General features: G+C 68.3%; 25 protein-coding genes and 2 pseudogenes. 7 read left to right on the top strand and 20 right to left on the bottom strand.

Annotated elements, in window-relative coordinates; all coding sequences use genetic code 11:
• Positions 1 to 24: 24 nt before the first annotated feature.
• From fdhD to A5775_RS16875, 3 genes are all read right to left on the bottom strand, one after another.
• Positions 25 to 846 (bottom strand): formate dehydrogenase accessory sulfurtransferase FdhD, encoded by an 822-nt coding sequence (gene fdhD, locus A5775_RS16865; RefSeq protein WP_067254780.1) that lies wholly within the window; start codon positions 844 to 846, stop codon positions 25 to 27.
• On the bottom strand, positions 846 to 3,185 hold the full coding sequence (locus A5775_RS16870) for an FdhF/YdeP family oxidoreductase (RefSeq protein ID WP_067254784.1): 2,340 nt from the start codon (positions 3,183 to 3,185) through the stop codon (positions 846 to 848). The genes fdhD and A5775_RS16870 overlap by 1 nt, the downstream gene beginning before the upstream one ends.
• Before the next feature lie 76 nt (positions 3,186 to 3,261).
• Complete coding sequence (locus A5775_RS16875) at positions 3,262 to 4,251, bottom strand: NAD-dependent epimerase/dehydratase family protein (RefSeq protein WP_067255031.1); 990 nt, start codon at positions 4,249 to 4,251, stop codon at positions 3,262 to 3,264.
• A 136-nt stretch (positions 4,252 to 4,387) separates the two neighbouring features.
• On the opposite strand from A5775_RS16875, the gene A5775_RS16880 reads away from it, so the two are divergent.
• On the top strand, positions 4,388 to 5,158 hold the full coding sequence (locus tag A5775_RS16880) for a GAF and ANTAR domain-containing protein (RefSeq protein WP_067254787.1): 771 nt from the start codon (positions 4,388 to 4,390) through the stop codon (positions 5,156 to 5,158).
• A gap of 15 nt (positions 5,159 to 5,173) precedes the next feature.
• Here A5775_RS16880 and A5775_RS16885 read toward each other — a convergent pair whose 3' ends face one another.
• The 4 genes and pseudogenes from A5775_RS16885 to rplS form a co-directional block, all read right to left on the bottom strand.
• A complete protein-coding gene (locus tag A5775_RS16885) occupies positions 5,174 to 5,479 on the bottom strand; it encodes a DUF2469 domain-containing protein (protein ID WP_067254791.1) in 306 nt (101 codons plus the stop codon).
• 15 nt (positions 5,480 to 5,494) lie between these two features.
• Positions 5,495 to 6,266: pseudogene (locus A5775_RS16890) on the bottom strand (ribonuclease HII).
• 13 nt (positions 6,267 to 6,279) lie between these two features.
• On the bottom strand, positions 6,280 to 7,050 hold the full coding sequence (gene lepB, locus A5775_RS16895; protein ID WP_369827887.1) for a signal peptidase I: 771 nt from the start codon (positions 7,048 to 7,050) through the stop codon (positions 6,280 to 6,282).
• 229 nt (positions 7,051 to 7,279) lie between these two features.
• Positions 7,280 to 7,621 carry a 50S ribosomal protein L19 gene (gene rplS / locus A5775_RS16900; protein WP_055403251.1) on the bottom strand — a complete coding sequence of 114 codons (342 nt, stop codon included), beginning with the start codon at positions 7,619 to 7,621 and terminating at the stop codon, positions 7,280 to 7,282.
• Between the two features lie 351 nt (positions 7,622 to 7,972).
• Between rplS and A5775_RS16905 the strand changes: the two genes are divergently transcribed.
• A complete protein-coding gene (locus A5775_RS16905) occupies positions 7,973 to 8,959 on the top strand; it encodes a hypothetical protein (RefSeq protein WP_067254800.1) in 987 nt (328 codons plus the stop codon).
• On the opposite strand, the gene trmD is transcribed toward A5775_RS16905, so the two are convergent.
• The 6 genes from trmD to A5775_RS16935 all read right to left on the bottom strand — a co-directional run bounded on the left by trmD (position 8,956) and on the right by A5775_RS16935 (position 12,193).
• Positions 8,956 to 9,699: a tRNA (guanosine(37)-N1)-methyltransferase TrmD gene (gene trmD, locus A5775_RS16910; protein ID WP_067254803.1), complete on the bottom strand. Its 744-nt coding sequence runs from the start codon at positions 9,697 to 9,699 to the stop codon at positions 8,956 to 8,958. The two genes, A5775_RS16905 and trmD, sit on opposite strands and share 4 nt — an antisense overlap.
• Positions 9,700 to 9,710: 11 nt before the next feature.
• Positions 9,711 to 10,247: a ribosome maturation factor RimM gene (gene rimM / locus A5775_RS16915; RefSeq protein WP_067254808.1), complete on the bottom strand. Its 537-nt coding sequence runs from the start codon at positions 10,245 to 10,247 to the stop codon at positions 9,711 to 9,713.
• Positions 10,248 to 10,271: 24 nt separating this feature from the next.
• A complete protein-coding gene (locus tag A5775_RS16920; protein ID WP_003878715.1) occupies positions 10,272 to 10,514 on the bottom strand; it encodes an RNA-binding protein in 243 nt (80 codons plus the stop codon).
• 8 nt (positions 10,515 to 10,522) lie between these two features.
• On the bottom strand, positions 10,523 to 11,047 hold the full coding sequence (gene rpsP, locus A5775_RS16925; protein ID WP_067254811.1) for a 30S ribosomal protein S16: 525 nt from the start codon (positions 11,045 to 11,047) through the stop codon (positions 10,523 to 10,525).
• Positions 11,048 to 11,207: 160 nt separating this feature from the next.
• Positions 11,208 to 11,639, bottom strand: coding sequence for a nuclear transport factor 2 family protein (locus tag A5775_RS16930; RefSeq protein ID WP_067254814.1), 432 nt, complete (start codon positions 11,637 to 11,639; stop codon positions 11,208 to 11,210).
• A gap of 77 nt (positions 11,640 to 11,716) precedes the next feature.
• Entirely contained in the window at positions 11,717 to 12,193 is a 477-nt protein-coding gene (locus A5775_RS16935; protein WP_067254818.1) for a carboxymuconolactone decarboxylase family protein, read from the bottom strand.
• Between the two features lie 105 nt (positions 12,194 to 12,298).
• Here A5775_RS16935 and A5775_RS16940 point away from each other — a divergent pair, with 105 nt between their 5' ends.
• Positions 12,299 to 13,180: a D-alanyl-D-alanine carboxypeptidase family protein gene (locus A5775_RS16940; protein WP_067254821.1), complete on the top strand. Its 882-nt coding sequence runs from the start codon at positions 12,299 to 12,301 to the stop codon at positions 13,178 to 13,180.
• 7 nt (positions 13,181 to 13,187) lie between these two features.
• On the opposite strand, the gene A5775_RS16945 is transcribed toward A5775_RS16940, so the two are convergent.
• From A5775_RS16945 to ffh, 4 genes and pseudogenes are all read right to left on the bottom strand, one after another.
• Positions 13,188 to 13,790, bottom strand: a complete 603-nt coding sequence (locus tag A5775_RS16945; protein WP_067254824.1) for a TetR/AcrR family transcriptional regulator — start codon at positions 13,788 to 13,790, stop codon at positions 13,188 to 13,190.
• 1 nt (position 13,791) lies between these two features.
• Positions 13,792 to 15,626: pseudogene (locus A5775_RS16950) on the bottom strand (amidohydrolase family protein).
• Between the two features lie 104 nt (positions 15,627 to 15,730).
• On the bottom strand, positions 15,731 to 16,807 hold the full coding sequence (locus A5775_RS16955; RefSeq protein WP_156660744.1) for an amidohydrolase family protein: 1,077 nt from the start codon (positions 16,805 to 16,807) through the stop codon (positions 15,731 to 15,733).
• Positions 16,808 to 16,880: 73 nt separating this feature from the next.
• Positions 16,881 to 18,434, bottom strand: coding sequence for a signal recognition particle protein (gene ffh, locus A5775_RS16960; protein ID WP_067254834.1), 1,554 nt, complete (start codon positions 18,432 to 18,434; stop codon positions 16,881 to 16,883).
• A 212-nt stretch (positions 18,435 to 18,646) separates the two neighbouring features.
• On the opposite strand from ffh, the gene A5775_RS16965 reads away from it, so the two are divergent.
• The 4 genes from A5775_RS16965 to A5775_RS16980 all read left to right on the top strand — a co-directional run bounded on the left by A5775_RS16965 (position 18,647) and on the right by A5775_RS16980 (position 22,473).
• Positions 18,647 to 19,441 (top strand): alpha/beta hydrolase, encoded by a 795-nt coding sequence (locus A5775_RS16965; protein WP_067254837.1) that lies wholly within the window; start codon positions 18,647 to 18,649, stop codon positions 19,439 to 19,441.
• Positions 19,442 to 19,542: 101 nt separating this feature from the next.
• Positions 19,543 to 21,300, top strand: a complete 1,758-nt coding sequence (locus tag A5775_RS16970; protein ID WP_067254840.1) for a DEAD/DEAH box helicase — start codon at positions 19,543 to 19,545, stop codon at positions 21,298 to 21,300.
• 160 nt (positions 21,301 to 21,460) lie between these two features.
• Positions 21,461 to 21,889 carry a DUF6188 family protein gene (locus tag A5775_RS16975; protein WP_067254843.1) on the top strand — a complete coding sequence of 143 codons (429 nt, stop codon included), beginning with the start codon at positions 21,461 to 21,463 and terminating at the stop codon, positions 21,887 to 21,889.
• Positions 21,890 to 22,104: 215 nt separating this feature from the next.
• The gene (locus A5775_RS16980) at positions 22,105 to 22,473 is read left to right on the top strand and encodes a VOC family protein (protein ID WP_067255035.1); all 369 of its coding nucleotides are present in this window, start codon (positions 22,105 to 22,107) and stop codon (positions 22,471 to 22,473) included.
• Positions 22,474 to 22,501: 28 nt separating this feature from the next.
• Here the strand turns inward: A5775_RS16980 and A5775_RS16985 are convergent, their stop codons facing one another.
• The 3 genes from A5775_RS16985 to A5775_RS16995 are packed head-to-tail and all read right to left on the bottom strand — an operon-like array spanning position 22,502 to position 26,760.
• On the bottom strand, positions 22,502 to 24,958 hold the full coding sequence (locus A5775_RS16985) for a [protein-PII] uridylyltransferase (RefSeq protein WP_082953060.1): 2,457 nt from the start codon (positions 24,956 to 24,958) through the stop codon (positions 22,502 to 22,504).
• Positions 24,959 to 25,003: 45 nt separating this feature from the next.
• Positions 25,004 to 25,342 (bottom strand): nitrogen regulatory protein P-II, encoded by a 339-nt coding sequence (gene glnB, locus A5775_RS16990; protein ID WP_003878721.1) that lies wholly within the window; start codon positions 25,340 to 25,342, stop codon positions 25,004 to 25,006.
• A complete protein-coding gene (locus A5775_RS16995) occupies positions 25,339 to 26,760 on the bottom strand; it encodes an ammonium transporter (protein WP_067254848.1) in 1,422 nt (473 codons plus the stop codon). Before A5775_RS16995 ends, glnB begins: the two co-directional genes overlap by 4 nt.
• Positions 26,761 to 26,873 lie beyond the last annotated feature (113 nt).

The following is a 26,873-nucleotide window of genomic DNA, read 5'->3' on the forward strand; positions in this document are numbered from 1 at the left end:
CCGGCGGGGCAACCCCGACCGTGGCTAGGTGATGCGGTCGGCCCTGGTGTAGATGTTCATCGAGTCCTGCCGCAAGAACGCCACCAGCGTGATGCCGGACTCCTCGGCCAGCGAGACCGCCAGCGACGACGGCGCGGACACGGCCGCCAGCACCGGAATCCCCGCCATCACGGCCTTCTGGGTCAACTCGAACGACGCCCGTCCGCTGACCAGCAACACCGAGGCGTGCAGCGGTATCCGCCGATGCTCCAACGCCCAGCCGATCACCTTGTCGACCGCGTTGTGCCGGCCCACGTCCTCGCGCACCACCAACATCTCGCCGTCGGCCCCGAACAGTGCCGCCGCGTGCAGTCCCCCGGTGCTGTCGAAGACCTTCTGCGCGGCACGAAGTTGGTCGGGCATCGCCTGCAGCGTGCTCGCGGCGACGGTGGCGGGATCGGCGCCCGGGGTGAACCGGCTGATCAACCGCACCGCGTCCAGTGACGCCTTGCCGCAGACCCCGCACGACGAGGTGGTGTAGAAGTTGCGGGTGACATCGAGGTCGGGTGGGGGGACCCCCGCGGCCAGCGTCACGTCCAGCACGTTGTACGTGTTGGCGCCGTCGTCGCCGCGGCCCGCGCAGTAACGGATGCTGTGCACATCATCGCGGCCGCCGATGACGCCCTCGGTGAGCAAAAAGCCTTGGGCGAGTTCGATATCCGATCCCGGCGTGCGCATCGTCACGGTGATCGGCGCGCCGTCGACCCGGATCTCCAACGGCTCCTCGACCACCAGGGTTTCCGATCGGGTGATCGCTTTCTCGGCGGTCAGGTGCGTCACCCGCCGGCGCGACGTTACGTGCCCCACTACGCGATGTCACCGCCGACCGCGGGCTCCACCCGGATGACGATGGCCTTCGACACCGGGGTGTTCGATTTCGCCGCGGTGTGATCGAGGGGAACGAGCGAGTTGGTCTCCGGATAGTAGGCGGCGGCATTGCCGACCGGAGTCGAATACGCAACCACCAGAAAGTCTTTCGCGCGCCGTTCCTCTAGCCGGCCGTCGGCGTCCGTCCACTCCGACACCAGGTCGACGCGCCCGCCCGCGGTCAGGCCCAGCGCTTCGATATCGGCGGGGTTGATGAACACCACCCGACGACCGCCCTTCACCCCGCGATAGCGGTCGTCGAGGCCGTAGATCGTGGTGTTGTACTGGTCGTGGCTGCGTATCGTCTGCAGCACCAGCCGGCCTGCGGGCACCGGCACCCACTGCAGCGGCTCGGCGGCGAAGTTGGCGCGCCCTGTGCTGGTGTGGAATTCGCGTGTGTCGCGCGGCGGGTGCGGAAGCTGGAACCCGTCGGGCGCACGCACCTTGCGGTTGTAGTCGGCGCAACCGGGCACCACCGCGGCGATCGCGTCGCGGATGGTGTCGTAGTCGGCCGCGAAGCTCTCCCACGGAACCGGGTGCGCGGCACCGAGAAGGGTGCGGGCCAGCTGGCAGACGATTTCCACCTCGCTGCGCACCTGGTCGCCGGGCGGGTGCAGGCTGCCGCGTGACAGATGCACCATGGACATCGAATCCTCAACCGAGACAACTTGTTTCCGCCCGCCACGAATGTCACGGTCGGTGCGGCCGAGGGTGGGCAGGATCAGCGCGGTGTTCCCGTGCACGAGGTGGCTGCGGTTGAGCTTGGTCGAGATCTGCACGGTCAGCGCGCAATTGCGCAGGGCGGCCTCGGTGACGACGGTATCGGGGGTGGCCGACGCGAAGTTGCCGCCCATTCCCACAAACACCTTTGCCCGCCCGTCGCGCATCGCCCGGATCGCGGCCACGGTGTCAAACCCGTGCTTGCGGGGGCTGGTGATGCCGAACCGACGATCCAGGGCTCCCAGAAACTCCTCGGGCATCTGCTCCCAGATGCCCATCGTGCGATCGCCCTGCACGTTGGAATGTCCGCGCACCGGGCACACTCCCGCGCCCGGCTTGCCGATCATGCCCCGCAGCAGCAGCAGGTTGGTGATCTCGCCGATGGTGGCGACCGCGTGGGCGTGCTGCGTCAGGCCCATCGCCCAGCACACCACCGTCCGCCGCGACGCCATCAGCATGGCGGCGACGCGTTCGAGCTGTTGCCGTTCGATGCCGGTGGCGGCGAACACGTCGTCGAGGTCGATGTCGAGGGTCCGCCGCCGGTATTCGTCGAACCCCGCGCAATGCGCCTCGACGAATGCGGTGTCGATGACCGTTCCCGGGGCGCGGCCGTCGGCCTCGAGCAGCAGTCTGCCCAGCCCGGCGAACAGCGCCATGTCGCCGCCGAGACGAATCTGCACGAATTCGTCGGCGATCGGAATGCCGTGGCCGACCACGCCGCGCACCTTCTGGGGGTCCTTGAACCGGATCAATCCGGCTTCGGGCAGCGGGTTCACCGCAATGATGTTGGCGCCGTTGGCTTTTGCCTTCTCCAACACCGACAGCATCCGCGGGTGGTTGGTGCCCGGGTTTTGTCCGGCGATGACGATCAGGTCGGCGAGCTCGACGTCCTCGACGGTGACCGAACCCTTGCCGATGCCGATCGACTCGGTGAGTGCCGAGCCCGAGGACTCGTGGCACATGTTGGAGCAGTCCGGCAGGTTGTTCGTGCCGAAAGACCGGACCAGCAGCTGGTAGCAGAACGCGGCCTCGTTGCTGGTGCGGCCCGACGTGTAGAACACCGCCTCGTCGGGGCTGTCCAGGGCGCCCAGTTCGTCGGCGATCAACCGATGGGCGGCGTCCCAGCCGATGGGCCGGTAGTGGTCGTCACCGGGGCGCAATACCACGGGGTGGGTGAGCCTGCCCTGCTGGGAAAGCCAATATTCGGGCTTTGCCGACAGCTCGGCGATCGAGTGCCGGGCGAAGAATTCCGGCGTGACGGTGCGTTTCGTGGCCTCCTCCGCGACGGCCTTGGCGCCGTTCTCGCAGAACTCGGCCAGCTTGCGCCCGCCGTGCTCCTCGGGCCACGCGCAGCCGGGGCAGTCGAAGCCGTTGCGCTGGTTGAGCCGGGCCAGCGCCGCCGCGGTGCGCAGCGCGCCCATCTGCTCGAACCCCCGCTGCAGCGAAACCATCACCGCCCGAACGCCCGCCGCCTCGCGCTTACGGGGCGTCACGGTGACCGCGTGTTCGTCGTAATCGGCGGCGGCAGGCCCAGACGTGGCCGAACGGTGAGACCTCACAGCATCAAATTACCGCTTTGCGGGTAGGGCGCGGGTGCTCGCGGTCTCAGACCACCCCAGACCGCCCTAGACCGCCCTAGACCGTCTTAGCCAGCGCCGCCAAGGCCTGCGCGGAGGAGTAGACGGGCCGCCAGCCCAGTTGGGTCTTGGCCTTGGTGGTGTCCATGACCATCGACGTGCGCGCGGTGTGCAGCCATTCCAGCATGGAGGGCATCAGCGGCAGCCGCGAAATCGCCGCCGAGGCCGCCGAGGCCGCGACGGCGGGAACCCGCACCGACCGCGCACCCAGCGCCTTGGCCACGTCGGCCACCGCCACCACACCGTCACCGGCGATGTTGTACGCCCCCGGCGGCGCCGGGGCGGTGGCCGCCAGCGCGATCGCGGACGCGACATCGTCATGGTGAACCAGTTGCAGCGGAAAACCCGGGTCGGGCACCACGGGCTTCAGCATGGGAATAGCCTTGACCGCTTTGACGACGGCGCGCATGGGGCCGGGCAGTTGATTCCACGGCATGGCGTCGGACAGGGCGGTGGCGTTGGGCCCGACGACCACACACGGCCGCAAGACGAAGACCTCCAGCGGCGAATCTTTGGTGATCTCGGCGAGCATCGCCTCGCTAGCGGCCTTCTGCGCGGAGTAGTAATGCTCGGCGGACCCGCGCACCGGCACGTCCTCGGTCAGCGGGACCGGGTTGTCGGCGTGATAGCCGTAGGCCGCCACCGACGAGGTGTACACCAGGCGCCGCGGTCGTTCGGCGGCCACCGTTGCTTCGAAGACATTGCGGGTGCCCTGCAGGTTGACGCGGTCGCTCTCGGCGCGCGAGCCCATGATGATGAAGGCGAGGTGGATCACCACGTCGGCCTGTGCGACCACGGCATCGACGGCCTCGCGGTCCAGAATGTCGCCCCGCTGATAGGTGGTCTTCAGCCAGCCGCGCGAGGACGGGTCGAACGGGCGGCGAGCCATCCCGATGATGGCGTCGACGGCGGGTTCGCGCTCCAGCGCCGTCACCGCGGAGATACCGATCTCCCCGGTGGGTCCGGTCACCGCGACGGTCACACCCATGTAGACGTCCTTCCCTCCCGCGGTCGGCCGAAACTGCGCAGCCACACCAAACCGCGTGTAAGTGTGGGGTCGGCGGTCGATAATCTACGGCGACCGACAAGCCACACCGCCGACACCGCAGGAATTGAGGAACAGCATGGCGGACGAAGCGAAAGCCCGCGCGGACGCGTCCCCGACCGGTGGGGAGAAAGCCGACCCCGCGACGGTTTTCGCAGCTCTGGCCGAGATCATCTATCAAGGCTCGGACGCCCACGAGATGTATTCGGCCATTTGCATCGCGGCCACCCTGGCCATCCGCGGCTGCGACCACGCCAGCATCCTGGTGCGCGAGAACGACCGATACGTCACCGTCGGTGCCAGTGACCGCCTCGCCCAGCAGGTCGACGAGCTGGAGCGGCGCGCGGGCGACGGGCCGTGCATCGACGCGATCGAGGAGGAGACGCCCCAGGTCGACCCGGACCTGACCACGCCGTCGCTGTGGCCCAAGCTGGCGGCGGTCCTGGTCGCGGACACGCCGGTGCGGGGCGCGATGGGATTTCGCCTCCTGGTCGACAAACGCAAAGGGGCGGCGCTCAACCTTTTCAGCGATACCCCGAACGTGTTCGATGCCGAGTCCGCCGGGCGAGCGGCGGTGCTGGCCGCCTTCGCCAGCGTCGCCATCAACGCGGTCGCCAAGGGGGAAGACGCCGCCAGCCTGCGGCGGGGGCTGCTCAGCAACCGCGAGATCGGCAAGGCGGTCGGCATTTTGATGATGCTGCACGAAATGAGCGAGAGCGAGGCGTTCGACCTGCTGCGCCGCCACTCCCAGGCGCTGAATATCAAGCTGGCCGACGTGGCGCGCGTCGTCATCGATCAGCGCGGTCAGCTGCCGTCCGCGGTGGAAAACGAGCTTCGGCCCGACACGTAGTCACGGCACCCGGCGCTATTCGGGAAGCCGCAGCTCGGGCTTCTCGACCTCTTCGATGTTGACGTCCTTGAAGGTGACCACCCGGACCTGCTTGACGAACCGCGCCGGCCGGTACATGTCCCACACCCAGGCGTCAGACAGCCGCAGCTCGAAGTAGACCTCGCCGTCGGCGTTGCGCGCCGTCATCTCCACGCTGTTGGCGAGGTAGAAGCGCCGTTCGGTTTCCACGACGTAGCTGAACTGGCCGACGATGTCCTTGTATTCGCGGTAGAGCGAGAGCTCCATCTCGGTTTCGTACTTTTCGAGATCTTCTGCGCTCATCGGCCACTCATCCGCTCAGACGTCCTTCTCCCACATACTGTCCCCGGGATCCTGTTCCCATCTTTCCTCACCGATATCCGTCGCGCTGCAGCGGTGGGTCCGGGGCGCAGTCGGCCACCAGCTTGGCGCCCGACCCGTTCGCGACCCGCCGCACATTGATGAACGAATAACGATGCTCCGGGCAGGGGCCCAGCTGCGCCAGCGCCGTGCTGTGCGCCGGCGTGCTGTACCCCTTGTGCAGGGCGAAACCGTAACCGGGGTGATCGGAATCCATGGCGACCATCAGCCGGTCCCGGCTGACCTTGGCCAGCACGCTGGCCGCCGCGATGCACGCGGCGACGGCATCGCCGCCGATCACCGGCAGCGACGGGACCGCCAAACCGGGCACCCGGAAACCGTCGCTCAGCACATACCCCGGCCGCAGTGCCAGCCCGGCGACGGCGCGGCGCATCCCCTCGATGTTGGCGACATGCACGCCGCGCCGGTCCACCTCGGCGGGCGGGATGAACACCACGTGGTAGGCCAGCGCGTAGCGGCGAATCAGGGGGAACAACTTTTCCCGGGCGGCCTCGGTGAGCTTCTTGGAATCATCAAGCGCGGCAAGGCTTTCCATTCGCCCCGGCCCGAGCACGCAGGCCGCCACCACCAGCGGGCCGGCGCAGGCGCCGCGGCCCACCTCGTCAACGCCGGCCACCGGGCCCAATCCGCTGCGGTACAGCGCCGATTCCAGGGTGCGCAACCCTGACGACTTCCGGATCACCGTCCGTGGCGGCCACGTCTGGGTCATATCCAAGCCATGGCTATCGAGTCTGCTGCGGGTTCACCGACTCCACGCCGCCCCATCGGGACGGGGGCCACACGATGAACCTGGCCTTGCCGATGACGTTGGACACGGGCACGGTCCCCGAGGTGGGATCACCGGTGCACAACACACCTTTGAGCGCCTCGGCGGGCACGCTGGTGCAGTGGGCGCGCGAATCCGCCGAGTGCGTCCGGTTGTCGCCCATCACCCACAACCGTCCGGCCGGAACCGCGACCGGCCCGAACTCACTGCCCAGGCAGGGGTACACGGACGGGTCGGCCGCCATGGTGTTGCGATCCAGGTAGGGCTCCTTCAGCGGCTTGCCGTCGACCGTCAGCCCGGTCTCCGCGCGGCACGCCACCGTCTGCCCCCCGACCGCGATAATCCGCTTGACCAGATCGTTCTCGTCCGGGGGCACGAAGCCGATGAAGGACAGCGCATTTTGCGCCCAGCGCAGCACGGTGTTGTTCGACCGGATCGACTTGTAGCCGAGGTTCCAGGGCGGCGGGCCCTTGAACACGATGACGTCCCCGGGGCTTGGCGCGCTGAACCGATAGGTGACCTTGTCCACCATGATCCGGTCGCCGACGCAGCCCGTACAGCCGTGCAACGTGGGCTCCATGGATTCCGAGGGAATCAGGTAGGGCCGCGCCACGAAGGTCAACATGACGTAGTAGAGCACGACGGCGATCACCGCCAGGAGAGCGAATTCGCGCAGCGTGGAGTGCTTGGCGCGGTCGGCCTCGCCCGGATCGGGTGCCTCCCCCACCGGCCCTGGTTCGGGGACCGGTCCGTCCGCCGTATCGGCGTCCTGGGGGCGCGTCTCCGGATTGCGCGTAGAGACCTTCGGATCTGATTCGCCAGCGTGGGACTGGGGGTTAGATGAATCCGCGGTGTCGGTCACGAGATCAGCGTAGCCAGCGCGGGTTGTGGCCCGGCGAGCGATCCGCTTCGGAATCCGTTAAGGCGAATCACCAGCGCCGCCAAGGCGTCCCGGCTCAGCGCTTCTCCTTGATCTTGGCCTTCTTGCCGCGAAGCTCCCGCAGGTAGTACAGCTTGGCGCGGCGGACGTCCCCGCGCGTCACCACCTCGATGTGGTCGATGTTGGGCGAGTGCACCGGGAAGGTCCGCTCGACGCCGACGCCATAGCTTTCCTTGCGGACGGTGAAGGTCTCGCGGACGCCACCGCCCTGGCGGCGGATCACCACGCCCTTGAACACCTGGATGCGCTCTTTGGCGCCCTCGATGACCTTGACGTGCACGTTGATGGTGTCGCCCGGGCCGAAAACCGGGATGTCGTCGCGCAGCGACGCCTGATCGACGAAGTCCAGCCGGTTCATCTGAGAGACACTTCCTTGCGGTCGCGGCCGACGGCAGCTACCCACACGCAGGTGTGAGGCGGTCGCCGGGCCGATGGGCTTTCTGGCGTATCTCGCAGCAGGCGGGAAACGGCCCAACCGGCCTGCAACCGCTGGAGACAACTGGTCAATTGTGCCAGACAGTGTGCGTGCCGCGAAAATCACGCGAAGTCGGCGGTTCGCGGCGAGCCGAACGCGCTGGTGAATGGTACATATGACTGGGGTCAGAACGCGCTGCGGGCACCATGGCGTGAGGGCCGGTGCAGGTGGCGCGAGGGGTCCCGCCCTTGCACGTGTGTCCACATCACGTCGAAGTCACGCCGGAGGAGTCGAATGCGGGTACGGCCGCTGACGCTGCTCACCGCCACCGCGGCGGTGACGTTGCTGGTGGCCGCCGGTTCCGAGGCGCTGGTTCAGGCCAAGGTGTACAGCCTGCCGGTCAGCGCGCCCGTTCGGGTCATCCCCCAGCGGCCGCCAGCAACGTCACCGCCGCAGTCGGCGGCACTGATGCTCGAGGCCGCCACACCGCCGCAGGAGCCGCCGCCCCAGGCACTGCCGAGCGTGGGATTCGCTCAACTGCAGGCCCGCGTCCAGCAGGCCGCCGACGAGGCCGCCGGCAGCGGCGCCGCGCTGTCGGTGGCCATCCTCGACCGCCGCACCCACCAGCTGGTTTCCCACGGCAACGGCCAGGTCGTGGGCACCGCGTCGGTGGCGAAGCTGTTCATCGCCGACGATCTGCTGCTGCACGAGGCCGAGGGCAAGACCGCCCTGAGCGCTGAGGACCGCCAGGCGCTCGACATCATGCTGCAGTCCTCCGACGACGGCGCGGCCGAGCGGTTCTGGGGCCAGGGCGGCGGGTCGGCCATCATCTCCGAGGTAGCGACCCGCTACGGGCTGACGTCCACCACCGGACCCAGCGACGGGCGCTGGTGGAACACGATGAGCTCGGTGACCGACCTGATCCGCTATTACGAGATGCTGCTGGACGGCTCCGGGGGCCTGCCCGCCGACGGGGCGCAGGTCATCGTGAACGACCTGGCCCAGTCCACGCCCACCGGGGTCGACGGATACCCGCAGCGGTTCGGCATCCCGGACGGCCTGTACGCCGAACCGGTCGCGGTCAAGCAGGGCTGGATGTGCTGCATCGGCAGCGACTGGATGCATCTGTCGACGGGCGTGATCGGGGCCGACCACCGCTACATCATGGTGGTGCAGTCTTTGCAGCCCTCCGACGACGCCACCGCGCGCGACACCATCACCCGGGCGGTCAAGACGATCTTCCCCGAGGGCCGCATCGACGCGGGGGCGCGCGGCCTCTAGTCTCGCGGATCCTCGCCGGGCTCAGGCCAATGGCCCGGCTCAGCCAAATGGCCCGGCTCCAGCAGCTCCGGGCGGCGTTCGCGGGTGCGCTGCAGCGAAATCTCCCGGCGCCACGCGGCGATACGCGCATGGTCACCGGAGAGCAGCACCTCGGGGACTTCCAGTCCGCGCCAGCTCGGCGGCCGGGTATAGCTGGGACCCTCCAGACGGCGGTCCAGGGCTGGCGAGTGCGAATCATCAAGGCGCGATGCGGGATTGCCGAGGACGCCGTCGAGTAGGCGCAGCACGGCCTCGATCATCACCACCGCGGCCGACTCGCCGCCCGGCAACACGTAGTCGCCGATGGAGACCTCTTCGACCCGCATCCGCCGCCCGGCGTCCTCGATGACCCGCTGGTCGATTCCCTCGTAGCGGCCGCACGCGAATGCCAGGTGCTTCTCGGCGCTCCAGCGCGCGGCGGTGGCCTGGGTGAACAGGGCGCCGGCCGGCGTCGGAACAACCAAAAGTGTTTCGCCGGAGCAGATTTCGTCGAGCGCATCGCCCCACACCGGCGCCTTCATCACCATGCCCGGGCCGCCGCCGTAGGGCGCATCGTCGACCGAGCGATGCACGTCGTGCGTCCACCGCCGCAGGTCGTGTACGGCCAGCTCGACCAGACCGGACTGGATCGCCTTGCCCGGCAACGATTGCCGCAGCGGGTCCAGGTAGGCCGGAAAGATCGTGACGACGTCGATTCTCATCTGGAAGGCCCCTACAGATCCAGCAGGCCGTCGGGCGGATCGATCTCGATGGTGCCGTCGTCCAGCGACACCGAGGTGACGATCGCGGTCACGAAGGGCACCAACACTTCCGGGCTTTCGGTGCCGGCCACACCCGCCTCGCGCCGTACCGCGAGCAGTTCGCCGGCCGCGGTGTGCAGCACCTCGGCGACGACACCGACCTGCTCGCCGCCGGTCGTGCGGACGCGCAGGCCTTCGAGCTGATGGTCGTAATAGGTGTCCGGCTCGTCGATCTCGGGCAGGTCATCGGAATCGACGACGAACAGGGTGCCGCGCAGCGCGTCGGCGGCGTCGCGGTCGGTGACACCGGCCAATCGCACCAGCATTCGCCCGCTGTGCTCGCGCGCACTCTCGATGACGCAGCTGCGTTCCGCACCCCCACGAGAGGGCTTGGCGCGCAACGTGTTACCCGGCGCAAACCGGGCCGCGGGATCATCGGTGCGAATTTCGACGACCAGCTCGCCGCTGATGCCGTGCGCCTTCACCACACGCCCGACGGTCAACTCCAAGGGAGTTCCATGAGCAGCGCTGGCCTACTGGTCGGTGTCCACCACGTCGACGCGGATGCCGCGGCCGCCGATACCGGCGACCAGCGTGCGCAACGCGGTCGCCGTGCGACCGCCCCGGCCGATCACCTTGCCCAAGTCGTCGGGATGGACGTGGACTTCGACCGTCCGCCCACGGCGGCTGGTCACCATGTCCACCCGGACATCGTCGGGGTTGTCGACAATCCCGCGAACCAGGTGCTCAACAGCGTCAACGACAACCGTACTCATCGCCGCGGTCAGCTTTCGGTCGTCGACTCGGCCTGCTCGCCGCCCTCGGCGGGCGCCTCGGCCGGCTTGGTTTCGGCGGCGGTCTCGGCGGGAGCCTCCGGGGCGGCCTGTGACTCCGCCTCGGCGGCCTTCGCGGTCTTCTTCGCCGGGGCCTTCTTCTTCGGCTTCGCGGCCTCGGTGGTCGGTCCGCCCTCGGCCTCGGCCAGCGCGGCGTTGAACAGCTCCAGCTTGCTGGGCTTGGCCGGCTTGACCTTCAGGCGGCCCTCGGCGCCGGGCATACCCTTGAACTTCTGCCAGTCACCGGTGATCTTCAGCAGCTTGAGGACGGGCTCGGTGGGTTGTGCACCCACGGACAGCCAGTACTGGGCGCGTTCGGAGTCGATCTCGATCAGGCTCGGGTCTTCCTTGGGGTGGTAGCGGCCGATGACCTCGATGGAGCGCCCGTCGCGCCGGGTCCGCGCGTCGGCGACGGCGATGCGGTACTGGGGATTGCGGATCTTGCCAAGCCGGGTGAGCTTGATCTTCACAGCCATGGTTAAGCGATCTCTCCTGTGCGTGTCACGCTGCAATTCAGCGATCGGGGCGGGATGCCCGGATCCGGTTTTGCCTCGCGTTTCTGACCATCGCGCGACCGTGATCGCGGGCGGACAGCCGCCTATTGTGCCAGAACAGGGGCGGCGATCAGAAATTCGCTCACATGACCTTCTGGAAGGTCTTGGTCTCGACCCGTCGGCTCATCCGCCAGCCCTGCGGCGTGCGCACGAACTCGTCGTCGTACCAGAGCCCGCAGAACAGGATCTGATCTCCCCTTTTTCCGGGGTCGCCCGGCAGCACCATCGGGTTGAAGCAGATCACCCGCGACGACGCCGTGTCCCCGTCGATGCGCACCGAGAAGTTGCCGAGCATGTGTGAATACACCGGGAAGTTGGGCAGCACCTCGGCGAGCCATTTCTTCACCTCGGGAAAGCGGCCTTCGATGCCTCCGAGCGCCGTGTAATCGATGTAGGCGTCGGGGGTGAACACTTCGTCCAGATCGTCGAATCGGCGGTTGTCGATGGCGGTGGAGTAATCCACCAGCAGCTGCTGGATCTCCAGGCGGTCGGATATCTCGGCCAGGCTCAACATGCATCGATTCAACACCCGGCGTCGTCATCGCCACCGCAGTGCCTCGACCGGGCGCGTCGGTGCGGCGGATAGCGTCGTCAATTCCCCTGTGTTTGGGCGTGTTCCGCGTTCACCGCCGCCGGCGGGGTGCGGAAGCTGATCGCCAACCGGTTGTAGGCGTTCATCAGCCCGATGGCGATCGTCAGGTCGACCAGTTCCTTGTCGTCGAAATGCTCCGACACCGCGGCGTATGCGCGGTCGGGCGCGCCCGTGGCCGATATCCGGGTGACGGTTTCCGCCCACGCCAGGGCGGCTCGCTCGCGGCTGTCGAAAAGCTCACCCGCTTCGTGCCATACCGGAACCAGGGCGATCTTCTCGTTGGAGACCCCTAATTCGCGCAATTCCCGTGAGTGCATGTCGATGCAGTAGGCGCAGCCGTTGATCAGTGAGATCCGCAGGTAGACGGTGGTCAGCAGCGTAGGCGGCAGACCCGACTGGGTCACGTACATATGAACACCGCCCAGCGCTCGTACGCCCCGCGGGGCCACCTGTGCGTAGTCGATGCGCTCACTCATAGTTGGTGGAACACCGGCCGACGGGCACTTTATGCCGACGGGGCCGGGCCGCGTTCACGGCGGAAATAGATGTCCCTGAGGCCCCGGAAGTTAAACTTTGCGCCCATGCGGAAGCTCTTGGGCACGGCCGCGGCGCTGCTCGCCGTCGCTGCCACCGTCAGCTTGGCGAGCCCCACCACTTCTCGGGCCGACAGCAGCCAGCCCGCCGGCTCGATCCCGATTCCCGACGGGCCGGCGCAAACCTGGATCATCGCCGACCTGGACAGCGGTCAGGTGCTGGCCGGCCGCGACCAGAACGTGGCCCACCCGCCGGCGAGCACCATCAAGACGCTGTTGGCCCAGGTGGTCCTGGACTCGGTGAGCCTGGACTCCACCGTGGTCGCCGACGTCGCCGACACCCAGGTGGAGTGCAACTGCGTCGGCATCAAACCGGGCCGCACCTACACCGCGCGCCAACTCCTCGATGGCCTGCTGCTGGTTTCGGGCAACGACGCCGCCAACACGCTGGCGCATCTGCTGGGCGGCCCGGACGTCACCGTCGCCAAGATGAACGCCAAGGCGGCCTCACTGGGTGCCACCAACACGCACGCGGCGACGCCGTCCGGCCTGGACGGCCCCGGGGGTTCGGGCTCGTCGACGGCGCACGACCTGGCGGTCATCTTCCGCGCCGCGATGCAAAACCCGGTCTTCGCGCAGATCACCGCCGAGCCCTCGGCAATGTTCCCCGGCGACAACGGCGATCACCCGATCACCAACCAGGACGAGCTGTTACAGCGCTATCCCGGCGCGATCGGCGGCAAGACCGGCTTCACCAACGCCGCCCGCAAGACCTTCGTCGGGGCCGCCGCGCGCGGTGGCCGTCGGCTGGTGATCGCCATGATGTACGGGCTGATCAAGGAGGGCGGACCGACGTACTGGGATCAGGCGGCGACGCTGTTCGACTGGGGATTCGCCCAGAGCCCGCAGTCCGGCATCGGCTCGCTGTAGCCGCTCGTCAGGAGTCCGTGTCCGGCAGGGCCGCGGTCAGCAGCGCCATCAACACCGGGATCCGCTGGGCCGCGATCTCCGGTTGGGGCAGCACCCCTTCCACCACGGCGGCCCCGTCGAACACGTTGGTCATCAGCGCCACGAACACCGGGAAGGTGTCGGCGGGGAACCGGTCGGCGCCCGGCAGCGCGCGGGCGGCGTCGTGGATCTTCGCGGCGTACTGCCCCAGCTCGTGTTGCAAAGTCTCCCTGAGCTTTTCGTCGGTGCGGGCGGCGACCAGGAGCTCGTAGAGCACGGCGTTAGATGGACCGCTGGTGATGTCGCGCAGGATCGCCAGCGCCGCTTCAAGCGCGGGCTGGTCGGCCGGTATCTCCGTGACGCGCTTGGTGAACGACTCCAGCTGGCGACGCAACACCTCGGACGCCGTGGCCGCCATGAAGTCGCCCATGGTGTCGAAGTGGCGGAACAGCGCCCCGACCGACACCCCGGCCCGCTTGGTGATCACCGCGGCCGACACCCGGGCATAACCGATCTCGATGATGGTGGCGATGCACGCGTCGAGCAGCCGCCCGACGGTTTCTTCGCGGCGCTGTTGCTGAGTTCTGGCCACGTCAGGCGCTTCGGCTCAAGTCGCGGTGGCGCCCACGGGCGCGCTCACCCGCCCGCAGGTAGCGGCCCGACTTCACCGTTTCCCCGTAGCCGTCGCGGAATTGGCCCCCGCTGAACACGACGACGCCACCCACGCCGGTGGCGACGACGGCGTCGTCGTTGCGGTTGACCATGCGGCGCAGGCCGCCGTAGAACGGCACCTCTTCTTCGTGGTAACCGTCGACCGATTCGTCCAGACCGGCCGGGTCGATCACGACGAAGTCCGCCCGGTCGCCGTGGCGCAGCGTGCCGGCGTCGATGCCGAACCACTCGGCCAGTTCGCCGGTGAGACGGTGCACCGCCTGCTGGGTCGACAGGAACGGCGCGCCCGCCGCCTGCGCGTCCTGGACGCGCTTGAGCATGCGCAGTCCGAAGTTGTAGAAGGCCATGTTGCGCAGGTGCGCGCCGGCGTCGGAGAAGCCCATGTGGATGCTGGGGTCGGCGGCGAGCTTGTTGAGCTGCTTGGGCCGATGGTTGGCCACGATGGTGGTCCACCGCACGTTGCGCTCGCCGTTCTCGACGAGCACGTCGAGGAAAGCGTCCAGCGGGTGCAGGCCACGCTCGTCGGCGATCGCGCCAAAGCTCTTGCCGACCAACGTCTTATCGGGGCATTCGACGATCACCGCATCGTGGAAGTCGCGGTGCCACAGCGACGGCCCGAGCTTGATGCGGTCGAATTCGCGGCGGAACCGCCGGCGGTAGGCTTCGTCGGCCAGAAGTTCGTTGCGCTGCAACTGATCACGCAGATGCAGCGCCGCGGTGCCCGCGCCGAACTCCTCGAACACCGGCAGATCGATTCCGTCGGAATACAATTCGAACGGTACCGGCAGGTGCTGGAAGCGCACGCTGGACCGTAGCAGCTTGTTGAGCACCCGAGTGCCCAACCCGAACGTGTGCACGGCCAGCGGCATCGACTTGGCGTCCGCGGATACCAGCATGCTCATCCGGACTCCCCTGCCGCGCCCGAAGATTCGGCTACTGGTCAAAAAGAACATCAGCGACAGTATCGGGTTCTCCAGGTTCGGTGCGCTCTGCAGGATCCGGCCACGCTTGCGCAGGATCTTGATCAGCTTGCGCCGTTCCCGCCACGTCGCGAAGGTGGACGGCAGGGCGCGGGACCGGAAGCGTTCGCCGTCGAGTTTGTCGATGGCCGCGTCCATGCCGGACATGCCGAGCAGCCCGGCGTCGAGGGCCTCGTCGAGCCGCGCCGCCATTTTCTCCAGCTCGTCGTCGGTGGGCCGGACCGTGGCGTCGGTGGCCCGTTCCAGTCCGAGCACCGAGGTGCGCAAGTCCGAATGCCCAAGCAGCGAACCGACATTGGGACCGAGCGGCAGGGCGTCGATCGCCTTGACGTATTCCGCCGCGGTCGACCAGGTCCTGCCCGAACTCAGCGCGCCGAAGACGTATTCGCGCGGCACCGCCTCCACCCGGCTGAACAGATCGGCGGCGTCCTGCGAATCGGCGTAGACCGTGGACAGCGAGCAGTTGCCCAGCAGCACCGTGGTGACGCCGTGGCGCACGGACTCGCGCAGGCCGGGATCCAGCAGGACTTCGGCGTCGTAGTGGGTGTGCACGTCGAGGAAGCCGGGCACGACCCACTTGCCGGCCGCGTCGATCACCTCGGTGCAGCCGGTCTCGTCCAGCGCCTCGGCCGAGACGGCGACGACGACGCCATCGCGGATGCCGAGCGTGCGGGTCAGCGGCGCGTCGCCGGTGCCGTCGAACCACAATCCGTCGCGAATGATCACGTCGTAGGCCATGGCGTCCTCCAAGTCGTCGGTTGCCGGAACGCTAACATAGATAGCAAGCACTCGCAATCTTTTCCAGGCCGAGCCGTGGAAATCAACGGGTCTGTGGGTGAGTGTGCGCCACCGAAGGGCGCCGTGTCGGCGACGCGCCGGGCTAGGCGGGTGAACGGAAAATGGTGCCGCGCAGCATGATCAGATCGGGCCTGTTCAGAACGGCGGGTCCCGACCGGGGATCGCGGGCGAAGCACAGCAGGTCGGCGGAGGCGCCGTGGTCGAGGCCGGGCCGGCCAAGCCAGCGCCGCGCGTCCCAGCAGGCCGCCCCCAACGCCTGCGTCGGGCTCATCCCGATGCCCTTGAGCGCCTCGACCTCGTCGGCGATGCGGCCGGGCGCGACCATGGTGCCGGCGTCACTTCCCGCGTAGATGGGCACGCCCGCTTCGCGGGCGGCGGCGATCCGCGACAGGCCGCGCGCGTGCAGGTCGCGCATGTGGGCGGCGTAGGCCGGATACTTCGCGGCGGCCTCGGCGATGCCGGGGAAATTCTCGACGATGTTGACCAGCGTGGGGACCAACACGGTGCCGCGCTCGACCATCAGCTCGATGGTGTCGTCGTCCAGCCCGGTGCCGTGCTCGATGCAGTCGATGCCGGCGTTGATCAGTCCGGGCAGCGCGTCCTCGCTGAAGACGTGCGCGGTGACTCGCGCGCCGTGCGCGTGGGCGGTCTCGATCGCGGCCTTGAGCACGTCGTCGGACCACAGCGGCGCGAGGTCGCCGACGCTGCGATCGATCCAGTCGCCCACGAGCTTGATCCACCCGTCGCCGCGGCGCGCCTCCTCGGCGACCGCCTCGGGCAGTTGCCACTCGTCTTCCAGCTCGCGCGAGAAGCCCGCCGCGTAACGCTTGGGCCTGGCCAGATGTTTGCCGGCGCGGATGATGCGCGGCATGTCGTCACGGTCGTCGAGGCTGCGTGTGTCGGTGGGCGAGCCGCAGTCCCGCAACAACAACGCGCCGACGTCGCGTTCGATCTCGGCCTGGGCGATGGCCTCGTCGAGCGGGATCTCACCGTGATGGCCGAGGCCGACGTGGCAGTGGGCGTCGACCAGCCCGGGCACGATCCAGCCGCCATCGAAGACGGTGTCGGCGCCGGCGACCGGTTCGGTGCTGATGCGGCCGTCGACGATCCACAGTTCGATCTCGGTCTCGTCGGGCAGCCCCACGCCCCGCACGTGCATGCGCACGGCGGCTAGTTTCGTCCGGTCCCATGGTGACGACCCGCTTCGCCCGGCTCCGCCGCGCTCGCGATCGTCACGGCTTGCCCGGGAACTTCAGCTTGGACAGGTCGAAGTCGGCCAGCCCGGGTGGCAGCTCGTCGAGGCCCTCGGGCATCTGCGACAGGTCGGGGAACCCGGCGGGCATGCCCGGCATGGCACCGAGCGGATTCCTGCTCTTGGGCGGTGTCGGACCGCGTCCGCCCTTCTTCCCCTTCTTGCCCTTCGCGCCCTTGGACTTTCGGGTGGCGGACTTGCGGCCCATGCCGGGGATGCCCATGCCGCCGAGCATCGACGACATCATCTTGCGGGCCTCGAAGAAGCGGTCGACCAGCTGGTTGACGTCGGACACCGCGACACCCGAACCGTTGGCGATGCGCAGCCGGCGCGACGCGTTGATGATCTTGGGGTCCGCGCGCTCCGCGGGGGTCATGCCGCGGATGATGGCCTGCAGGCGGTCGAGTTGTTTGTCGTCGACCTGGGCCAGCGCGTCCTTCATCTGCCCGGCCCCGGGCAGCATGCCCAGCAGGTTGCCGATCGGCCCCATCTTGCGGATGGCGAGCATCTGTTCCAGGAAGTCCTCGAGCGTGAGCTCGCCGCTGCCGATCTTGACCGCGGCGGCCTCGGCCTGTTCGGCATCGAAGACCTGCTCGGCCTGCTCGATCAGGCTCAGCACGTCGCCCATGCCCAGGATGCGGCTCGACATCCGGTCGGGGTGGAAGACGTCGAAGTCCTCCAGCTTCTCGCCGGTGGAGGCGAAAAGGATTGGGACGCCGGTCACCTCGCGCACCGAGAGCGCCGCGCCACCGCGGGCGTCGCCGTCGAGCTTGGTCAGCACCACACCGGTGAAGCCGACGCCCTCGCGGAATGCCTCCGCGGTGGTGACGGCGTCCTGGCCGATCATCGCGTCCAGGACGAACAGGACCTCGTCGGGGTTGACGGCGTCGCGGATGGCCGCGGCCTGGGCCATCAGCTCGTCGTCGATGCCCAGCCGGCCGGCGGTGTCGACGATGACGACGTCGTGGTGCCTCGAGCGGGCTTCGGCGAGGCCGGCCGCGGCCACCGCGACCGGGTCGCCGGGCCCGGATTCGGGGGACGCGCCGGGGTGCGGCGCGAACACCGGCACGCCGGCGCGCTCACCGACGACCTGCAGCTGGTTCACCGCGGCGGGGCGCTGCAAGTCACAGGCCACCAGCAGCGGGGTGTGCCCCTGACCGCGCAGCCAGGCGGCCAACTTGCCGGCCAGCGACGTCTTACCGGAACCCTGCAGGCCGGCGAGCATCACGACGGTCGGCGGCGTCTTCGCGAACGCCAGCTGCCGGGTCTGTCCGCCCAGGATGCCGATGAGTTCTTCGTTGACGATCTTGACGACCTGCTGCGCCGGGTTGAGGGCACCGGAGACCTCGGCGCCTTTGGCGCGGTCCTTGATCCGGGTGACGAAGGCGCGCACCACGGGCAACGACACGTCGGCTTCGAGCAGCGCCAGCCGGATCTCGCGGGTGGTGGCCTCGATATCGGCGTCGGTCAGTCGACCCTTGCCGCGTAGTCCGGCAAGAGCGCCGGTCAATCGGTCGGACAGCGATTCAAACACCCCGCCAGCCTAGTGGTCTTGGCCAGCGCGGCCGGCCAGTGTCCCAGCCGGGCGCAGCTTGTCGCGTGGACGACGAGTGTGCGGCCTGCCGTCTTTTCGGCTGCGAATGTGCGGCCAGCAGCACACTCGCCGGCCCGGTCGGCATGAATTCGCCCCGGACGCGCGTCGCCGTGGCTTATGTTTCGGCAAGGGGCTAGCGAAGGGATGACCTGATGCTCGAGGTGATCGACAAAGGCTCCTGCACCGCCGAGCACCCGGTTCCCCTACTCTTCGTCCACGGCGGGTGGCACGGCGCGTGGTGTTGGCAACATTTCCAGGACTTCTTCGCCGACGCCGGCTACCGGACGGTCGCGGTGAGCCTGCGCGGGCACGGCACCAGCCCCGCGCCGAAGCCGCTGCGCAAGGTTTCCATCGCCGATTACATCGAGGACGTCCGCTCGGTGGCCGACGACCTCGGTGGCGGGCCCATCCTGATCGGCCATTCGCTGGGTGGCTTCGTGATCCAGCGCTACCTCGAAGAGCGCAGCGCCCCGGCCGCGGTGCTGGTGGGTTCCGTGCCGCCGCAGGGCGTGCTCACCCTGGCGTTGCGGGTCTGGCGCCGCCGGCCGTCGATGACGATGGAATCGTGGAGCGATCCCACGCTGCTGAAATTCCTCGCCACCCCGGCGCTGGCCCGCGAATACCTGTTCTGCGCCGACACGCCCGAGGACGTCGTCGAAGCCTGCCGGCAACAGGCCGGGGCCGAGAGCGTGCGCGCCGCCATGACCGATCCGATCATCCGCCGCGTCAGAACCAAGCGGGTGACGACGCCGATATTGGTCCTGGGCGCCGAGTACGACGGCTTCGTCAGCGTCCGCGAGGTGCGCAACACGGCGCGCGCCTACGGAACCGAGCCGGAATTCTTTTCCATGGGCCACAACATGATGCTGGAACCGGGCTGGGCCGACGTCGCCGAACGCATCCGCGACTGGCTGCAAACCCATGAAGCGGTGACCCACGCGCGATAGCGAGTCGAGTCGCTCCAACACCGAAAAGCGTTGGCGTGCTAGATTTCACAGCCGCCACTCAACCGAGCTGGCCGTGTCGAACAGCAACGATTGGGGGGCCTGTGTCGATGCCGGCCAGCAGCATCCAGGCGCGCACCGACACCGACCATAGCGACGACAGCGGCAGCGCGGCACTGCGCGGCTGGCAGCGCAGGGCGCTCGTGAAATACCTCGCCGGCCAGCCGCGCGACTTCCTGGCGGTGGCCACGCCCGGATCCGGCAAGACGACGTTCGCGCTGCGGGTGGCGGCCGAACTGCTCGGGCAGCGCGCCGTCGAGCAGATCACCGTCGTGGTGCCCACCGAGCACCTCAAGGTGCAGTGGGCGCAGGCCGCGGCGCGGCACGGCATCGCGCTGGACCCGAGGTTCTCCAACAGCAACCCGCGGATCGCGCCGGAGTATCACGGCGTCATGGTCACCTACGCTCAGGTCGCCGCGCATCCGACGCTGCACCGGGTCCGCACCGAGCAGCGCAAAACGCTGGTCATCTTCGACGAGATCCACCACGGCGGGGACGCCAAGACGTGGGGCGACGCCATCCGCGAGTCCTTCGACGACGCCACCCGCCGGCTCGCCCTGACGGGCACGCCCTTTCGCAGCGACGACAGCCCCATCCCGTTCGTGACCTATGAGGCCGGCCCCGATGGGATTCGGCGCTCGCAGGCCGATCACGCCTACGGCTACACCGACGCCCTCGCCGACGGCGTGGTCCGGCCCGTGGTCTTCCTCGCGTACTCGGGGGAGGCGCGGTGGCGCGACAGCGCCGGCGAGGAACACGCCGCGCGGTTGGGCGAACCGCTGTCCGCCGAGCAGACCGCGCGCGCGTGGCGCACCGCGCTGGATCCCGCCGGCGAATGGATGCCGGCGGTGATCACCGCCGCGGATCTGCGGCTGCGCCAGCTGCGCACGCACATCCCCGACGCCGGCGGCATGGTCATCGCCTCGGATCAGACCGCGGCCCGCGCCTACGCCGTCCTGCTGACCAAGCTGACCGGCGAGGCGCCGACCCTGGTGCTCTCCGACGACCCCGGCTCGTCGGCCCGCATCAGTGAATTCGCCGCGGGCACCAGCCGCTGGCTGGTCGCGGTGCGCATGGTCTCCGAAGGCGTCGACGTGCCGCGCCTGTCGGTCGGGATCTACGCCACCAGCGCGTCGACGCCGCTGTTCTTCGCGCAGGCCATCGGCCGGTTCGTGCGGTCGCGCCGCCAGGGCGAAATCGCCAGCATCTTCGTGCCGTCGGTGCCCAACCTGCTGCAGCTGGCCAGCGAGCTGGAGGCCCAGCGCAATCACGTGCTCGGCGAGCCGCACCGGGAATCCGAGGGCGATCCCCTCGACGGCGATCCCGCCACCAAGACGCAGGACGAGAAGAGCGACCTCGACAAGGGGTTCACCTCGCTGGGCGCCGACGCGGAACTCGATCAGCTCATCTTCGACGGATCGTCATTCGGCACCGCCGCCCCGGCCGGCAGCGACGAAGAAGCGGATTACCTCGGCATCCCCGGGCTGCTCGACGCCGAGCAGATGCGGGCGCTGCTGCACCAGCGGCAGGAGGAGCAGCTGCAGAAACGGGCCCAGCCGCCCAGGGAACCCGGGGCGACCGGCGAGGCCCCGTCGGCGACGGTGCACGGGCAGCTTCGCGAGCTGCGCCGCGAGCTCAACACCCTGGTCTCGATCGCCCATCACCGGACCGGCAAGCCGCACGGCTGGATTCACAACGAACTGCGGCGCCGCTGCGGCGGCCCCCCGATCGCCGCGGCGAGCCGCGAACAGTTGCGGGCGCGCATCGATGCCGCGCGCCGGCTCAACGCCGAGCCGTCGTGAGCCAGGGCGTGTCCGAACGGCGATGATCGGTACAAGCGAACCGGCCGGCTGGACCCCTTCCGTGGTGCCGTTGCGGCCGCGTTAAGGCGCGGCATTTTCCGCCCTTGCACGCATGACGTACCCGCTTGTGCATGTGACAAATTGGGGTCAGAGTGGATTTATGACCGAACAGAAAGTGATCGAGCAGTGGCTCGAGGGCTGTGCGGTGCAGCGGATCATGTTCCGCGACGGGCTGGTGCTGAATTTCGAGGACTACAACGAGCTTGTGATTACGGCACCGATGCGTCTGACTCTGCCCGCCATCGAAACCTCGGCCGCCGAAGTAGTCGCTATCGACCCGAACGATCCAGCGGACCAACTGCGTGCGCTCTTCGATTTCTCCGGGTCAATCTGCACAGGTGCCGCCTGGGACGACGCCGGAGATCTCCATCTCGAATTCTCCGACGATCACAAGATCGACGTGCCGTCGAACGACAACCTCACTGCATGGGAGCTGTACAGCAAACACCACGGATATGCTGCCTGCCTCACCCACGGCAAGATGCGGGTCGTTCGCCTGGATACGGCCGATGCCGAGGGCGACCGGTGAGCCGGCTCGCGCTGTGTGGCGCACCGGTATTTTCGTAAGACATTGAGACCGGATTCAACGAACTCGGAAGAGCCGCAGTGGTTTTGCGGTTCGGCTTGGGCTAGAGCCGGCGAAACCGGCTGCAGCGCACTGTTTCCGAATCATTGCCGACCACCCGCTGCTCCTCATCCATTGTCGTCATCCGTGTGGCAGCGTTCGTCGATACTATGTATTTCATGCGTCGCGTGGACTACGTCATCCAATATGTCGAATCGCTCAGGAGCTCGGTGACCTTCTACCGCGATGTGCTCGGGCTCAAAGTACGCATCGAGGGCGACGGCTATGTCGAATTCGAGATGGCGAACACCAAATTCTCGCTTTTCGAACGGTCGAAGCTGCCGGAGCTCATCGGCCGCGAAGGCGGCCACCCGCCGTGCGGCGAGATCGGCTTTGTGATCGACGACGTAGACAAGGAAGCGGAACGGTTGAGCGACCTCGGTGTCGAGATCCTCAACGGACCGATGGACCGGCCATGGCATGAAAGGACGCTCCACATCGCCGACCCGGATGGCAACATCATTGAATTCGCCCAGAAGTTGCGATGATCACCCGGCACCGCCGTCGTAATCAGGGTTAATCGCCGACGGGTTCCTCGAGCACTTCGACCGCAGGGCCGCCCAGCGCGGCGAGCAGGCTTTTCTCAACCGCGTCTCGCGCGCCGTGCCCGGCCTCGGGGGCCGTCACACAGAAGACGTCGGCCGCCGTCGACCCGAATGTGTTGACCTTCGCCCAAATGATGTCGGTTCCCGCACGTTCCAGCGCCTGGGTCAGCAGGGCGAGCAGCCCCAGGCGGTCCATGGCGCGGACTTCGACGATCAGCTGGCCCACCGTGGCCGTATCGACCCACAGAATGCGCGGCGGTGCGGTCGAGCGCGTCACGGGCACCCCGACCTGAACCTCGCCGGCCCGCGTCGCGCCGGCGGCGTCGCTGTCGCGCTTCTCCAGCGTGGCCAACACGTCGACATCACCGGCCAGCGCGCCGGTGAACTGCTGGCGCAGCAGGCCCGCTTCCGGCGGTGAACCGAACAGCGGCGACACCACGAATTCGACGACCGCGAAACCCGCGTCGGTGCTCGCCGATGCCGAATGGATGCGCAGCGAGTTCAGCGCCAGCACCGCGGCGGCCTTGGAGACCAATCCCCGCTGATCCGGCGCGGCCATCACCACGTCGAGCCGCTCGCCGCCGCTGGGCTTGATCGCCACGTGGACCGCGCGATCGGCGGCAAGCGAAAGATATTGGGGCGCAGTCGGTTCAGCCTTCGGAAGCGGCTCCCCCGCCATCACCATCCGGCAGCGCCGGACCAGCTCCTCGATCAGGGACGCCTTCCATTCGCTCCACACCCCGGGGCCGGTGGCCTTGGAGTCGGCTTCGGTCAGCGCATGCAGCACTTCTAGGAGCAGCGGGTCTCCGTCGAGCGTTTTCGACACGCGCTCAATGGTTTTGGGATCGTTCAGATCACTTCGGGTCGCCGCCACGGGCAGCAGGAGGTGGTGGCGCACCAGTTGCGCGAGCGTTTCGGCGTCGGCGGGCGAGATCCCCAGCCGAGGGCCGATATCCAATGCCAGGCCCGCACCGAGCACGCTGTGATCGACGCCGCGGCCCTTGCCGATGTCGTGCAGCAGCGCACCGAGCGCGAGCAGGTCGGGCCGCGCCACGCGGGTGGCCAGCGGCGCGGCGTTGACCGCCGTCTCGATGACGTGGCGGTCCACCGTCCATTTGTGCGCGACGTCGCGCGGCGGCAGGTCGCGGATCGCGTCCCACTCGGGCAGCAGCCGGCCCCACAGGCCGGTGCGGTCGAGCGCCTCGATGGTGGCCACCGTCGTCGGCCCGGCGGACAGCACAACCAGCAAGTCGTCCAATGCCTCCCGCGGCCAGGGCACCGGCATCTCGGGCGCGCCGGCGGCCAGTCGGCTCAGCGTGGCGGCGCCGATCGGCAGCCCGGTGTCGGCCGACGCGGCGGCCACCCGCAGCACCAGTCCCACATCGGTGTCGGGGCGCGCGTCGCGGGCGAGCACGATCTCCCCCGCGTATTCGACGACGCCCTCGTCCAACGGGCGGCGCTTGGGCCGGCGTACCAACGCCGACACGCCGCGGCGCGGCAGCGCGTTCTCGGCGGTGCGCAGTCCCGTCTCGGCGTGATAGGCGATGGTGCGGCCGGCGTCGGATAGCTTGCGGGCCAAGTCGAATCGGTCACCGATGTGCAACGCCGCGCTGAGTTCGTCACCGTACTGGGCCAGCAGCTGATCGCGTCCGCGCCCGGATACCCGGTGCAGCTCGGTGCGCACGTCGAGCAGCGTCAGGTGGGCGTCGTCCAACGAGCCGCCCGGCGATTCCGGGCGGGCCATGCCGTGGCGGTCGATGAGCTGGGCCACGCCCAGCGCGTCCAGCAATTGCACGTCGCGAAGGGCGCCGCGGCCCGATTTCAGGTCCGGCTCGGCCCGCTGCGCGATCCGACCGCAGCGTTCCCAGCGGGCCTGCGTCATTGCGACAAGCTCGTCCATCCGGGAGCGAATTGCGCTGCGCCACTGACGTCTTGCGCCCGCGATCAGTTCCTCGGACAGCCGCGCGTCGCCGGCGATGTGGCGCGCGTCCAGCATTCCCAGCGCCGCGATCATGTCGGCGTTGGCGACACCCAGGGCCCCCGACACCGTCCGCACGCTGTGGTCGAGCCGAACGTTGGCGTCCCACAACGGATACCACAGCCTGTCGGCGACCTTGCCCAGCACGTCGTCGGACTTGTTGTCGTGCAACAGCATCAGATCCAGATCCGAATACGGCAACAGCTCATGACGGCCCAACCCGCCGATGCCGACGATCGCGAAGCCGCTGTCGTCGTCGATCTCGATCTCGGCCGCCTTGGCCATCAGCCAGGATTCGTGCAGATCCAGCCAGGCGTGGCGCAGTTCGGCGGCGTGCAGCTTGGCACCCTCGGACAGCAGTTGGCGCCGCGAGGCAGCCAAATCGACTGCCCCGCCGGCGCTTCCTGTCCCCGCTGGGTGCCCGGGCGGATCGGAGCCGTTCGGGGTCATGCCCTCGCGGCCCGCCCGGGTTGGATCAGCAATTGACGGAAAATGTCATAGCGCATCGGTTCCGCGCTCGCCGGTGCGCACGCGCACAATGGTTTCCACGGGACTGACCCACACTTTGCCGTCACCGATCTTGCCGGTGCGCGCCGCGCGGACGATGCTGTCCACGACCTTGTCGACGATGGAGTCGTCGACAACGACCTCGATCCGCACCTTGGGCACGAAGTCAACGGAGTACTCGGCACCGCGGTAGACCTCGGTGTGACCCTTCTGCCGTCCGTAGCCCTGGATTTCACTGACCGTCATCCCCAGGACGCCCGCGTCCTCGAGACTGGTCTTCACGTCATCGAGCGTGAACGGCTTTACGATCGCGGTGATCAGCTTCATGACTGCTCTGCCTCCACTTTGTCGCCCACTCGGTCCTCCTTCACGCCGTTGCGGGTGTCCGCGACAGCGACCCGGGGCGGGAGCACCGAGCCGGTAGCCACCGCGAAATCGTAACCACTCTCGGCGTGCTCGGCCTCGTCGATACCCCCGGCTTCCGCTTCTGGGTCGAGACGAAGCCCGATGGTGTACTTCAGGATCAAGGCCAGGATCAGCGTAACCACCCCAGAGTAAATGAGAACGCTGAACGCACCGACCGCTTGCCGCTCGAGCTGAGCCCAGCCGCCGCCGTAGAACAAACCCTTGGACACCCCCGTGACGCCGTTGATGGCCGGGCTCTCCGGGGCGGCAAGCAGGCCCACCAGCAGCGTGCCGGCCAGGCCGCCGACCAGGTGCACCCCGACCACGTCGAGCGAGTCGTCGAAGCCGAACTTGAATTTCAGGCCGACCGCCAGCGCGCACACCACCCCGGCGACCAGGCCCACGGCCAGCGCGCCCAGGACGTTGACCGACGAGCAGGAGGGCGTGATGGCCACCAGGCCCGCGACAATGCCCGACGCGGCCCCCAGCGTCGTCGCCTTGCCGTCACGGATGCGTTCGGTGAGCATCCAGCCGAGCATCGCGGTGGCCGTCGCGACCGTCGTGGTGATGAAGGTCGTCCCGGCGACACCGTTGGAGCTGGTGGCCGATCCGGCGTTGAACCCGTACCACCCGAACCACAGCAATCCGGCGCCGAGCATCACGAACGGCAGGTTGTGCGGCCGGAACAACGTGGTGGGCCAGCCGCGCCGCTTGCCCAGCACGATGGCCAGCATCAGGCCCGCCATACCGGAGTTGATGTGCACCGCTGTCCCGCCGGCGAAGTCGATCGCGTGCAGCTTGTTGGCGATCCAGCCGCCGTGCTCGGAGGCGAAGCCGTCGAACGCGAAAACCCAGTGGGCGACCGGGAAATAGGCGAACGTCGCCCACAGGCCGGCGAACACCAGCCAGGCGCCGAATTTCAGCCGGTCGGACACCGCGCCTGAGATCAGCGCGACCGTGATGATCGCGAACATCAGCTGGAATGCCACGAACACGGTGGCGGGCAGGGTGCCGGCGAGTGGAATGTCCGTTGCCGCAGTGCCTTTGGTCGGATCGGCGGCCACCGCGTTGACACCGATGAGGCCTTTCAGGCCCCAGTAGGACGTCGGCTTCCCCACGAAGTTGCCGACGTCGTCGCCGAAGGCGACCGAATAGCCGTAGAGCACCCACAGCACGGTGACCACGCCCATCGCGCTGATGCTCATCATGAGCATGTTCAGCACGCTTCTGGCGCGCACCATACCGCCGTAGAAGAACGCCAGACCCGGCGTCATCAACAGCACCAGCGCGGAACTGGCCAGCATCCAGGCGGTATCGCCGGTGTTGGGCTGGCCCAGCATCGGGTATGTCACTCGCAATCTCCTCCGGTCGGGGCCGCGACTGGCCGTCACAGACGCGTCTGACGACCTGATTGAGAAGATTGCGCAACGGTTGTTTCGGAGATGGTGCCGTC

The sequence above is a fragment of the Mycobacterium sp. 852002-10029_SCH5224772 genome (assembly GCF_001667315.1).
In the GTDB taxonomy this organism is placed as follows: Bacteria; Actinomycetota; Actinomycetes; order Mycobacteriales; family Mycobacteriaceae; genus Mycobacterium.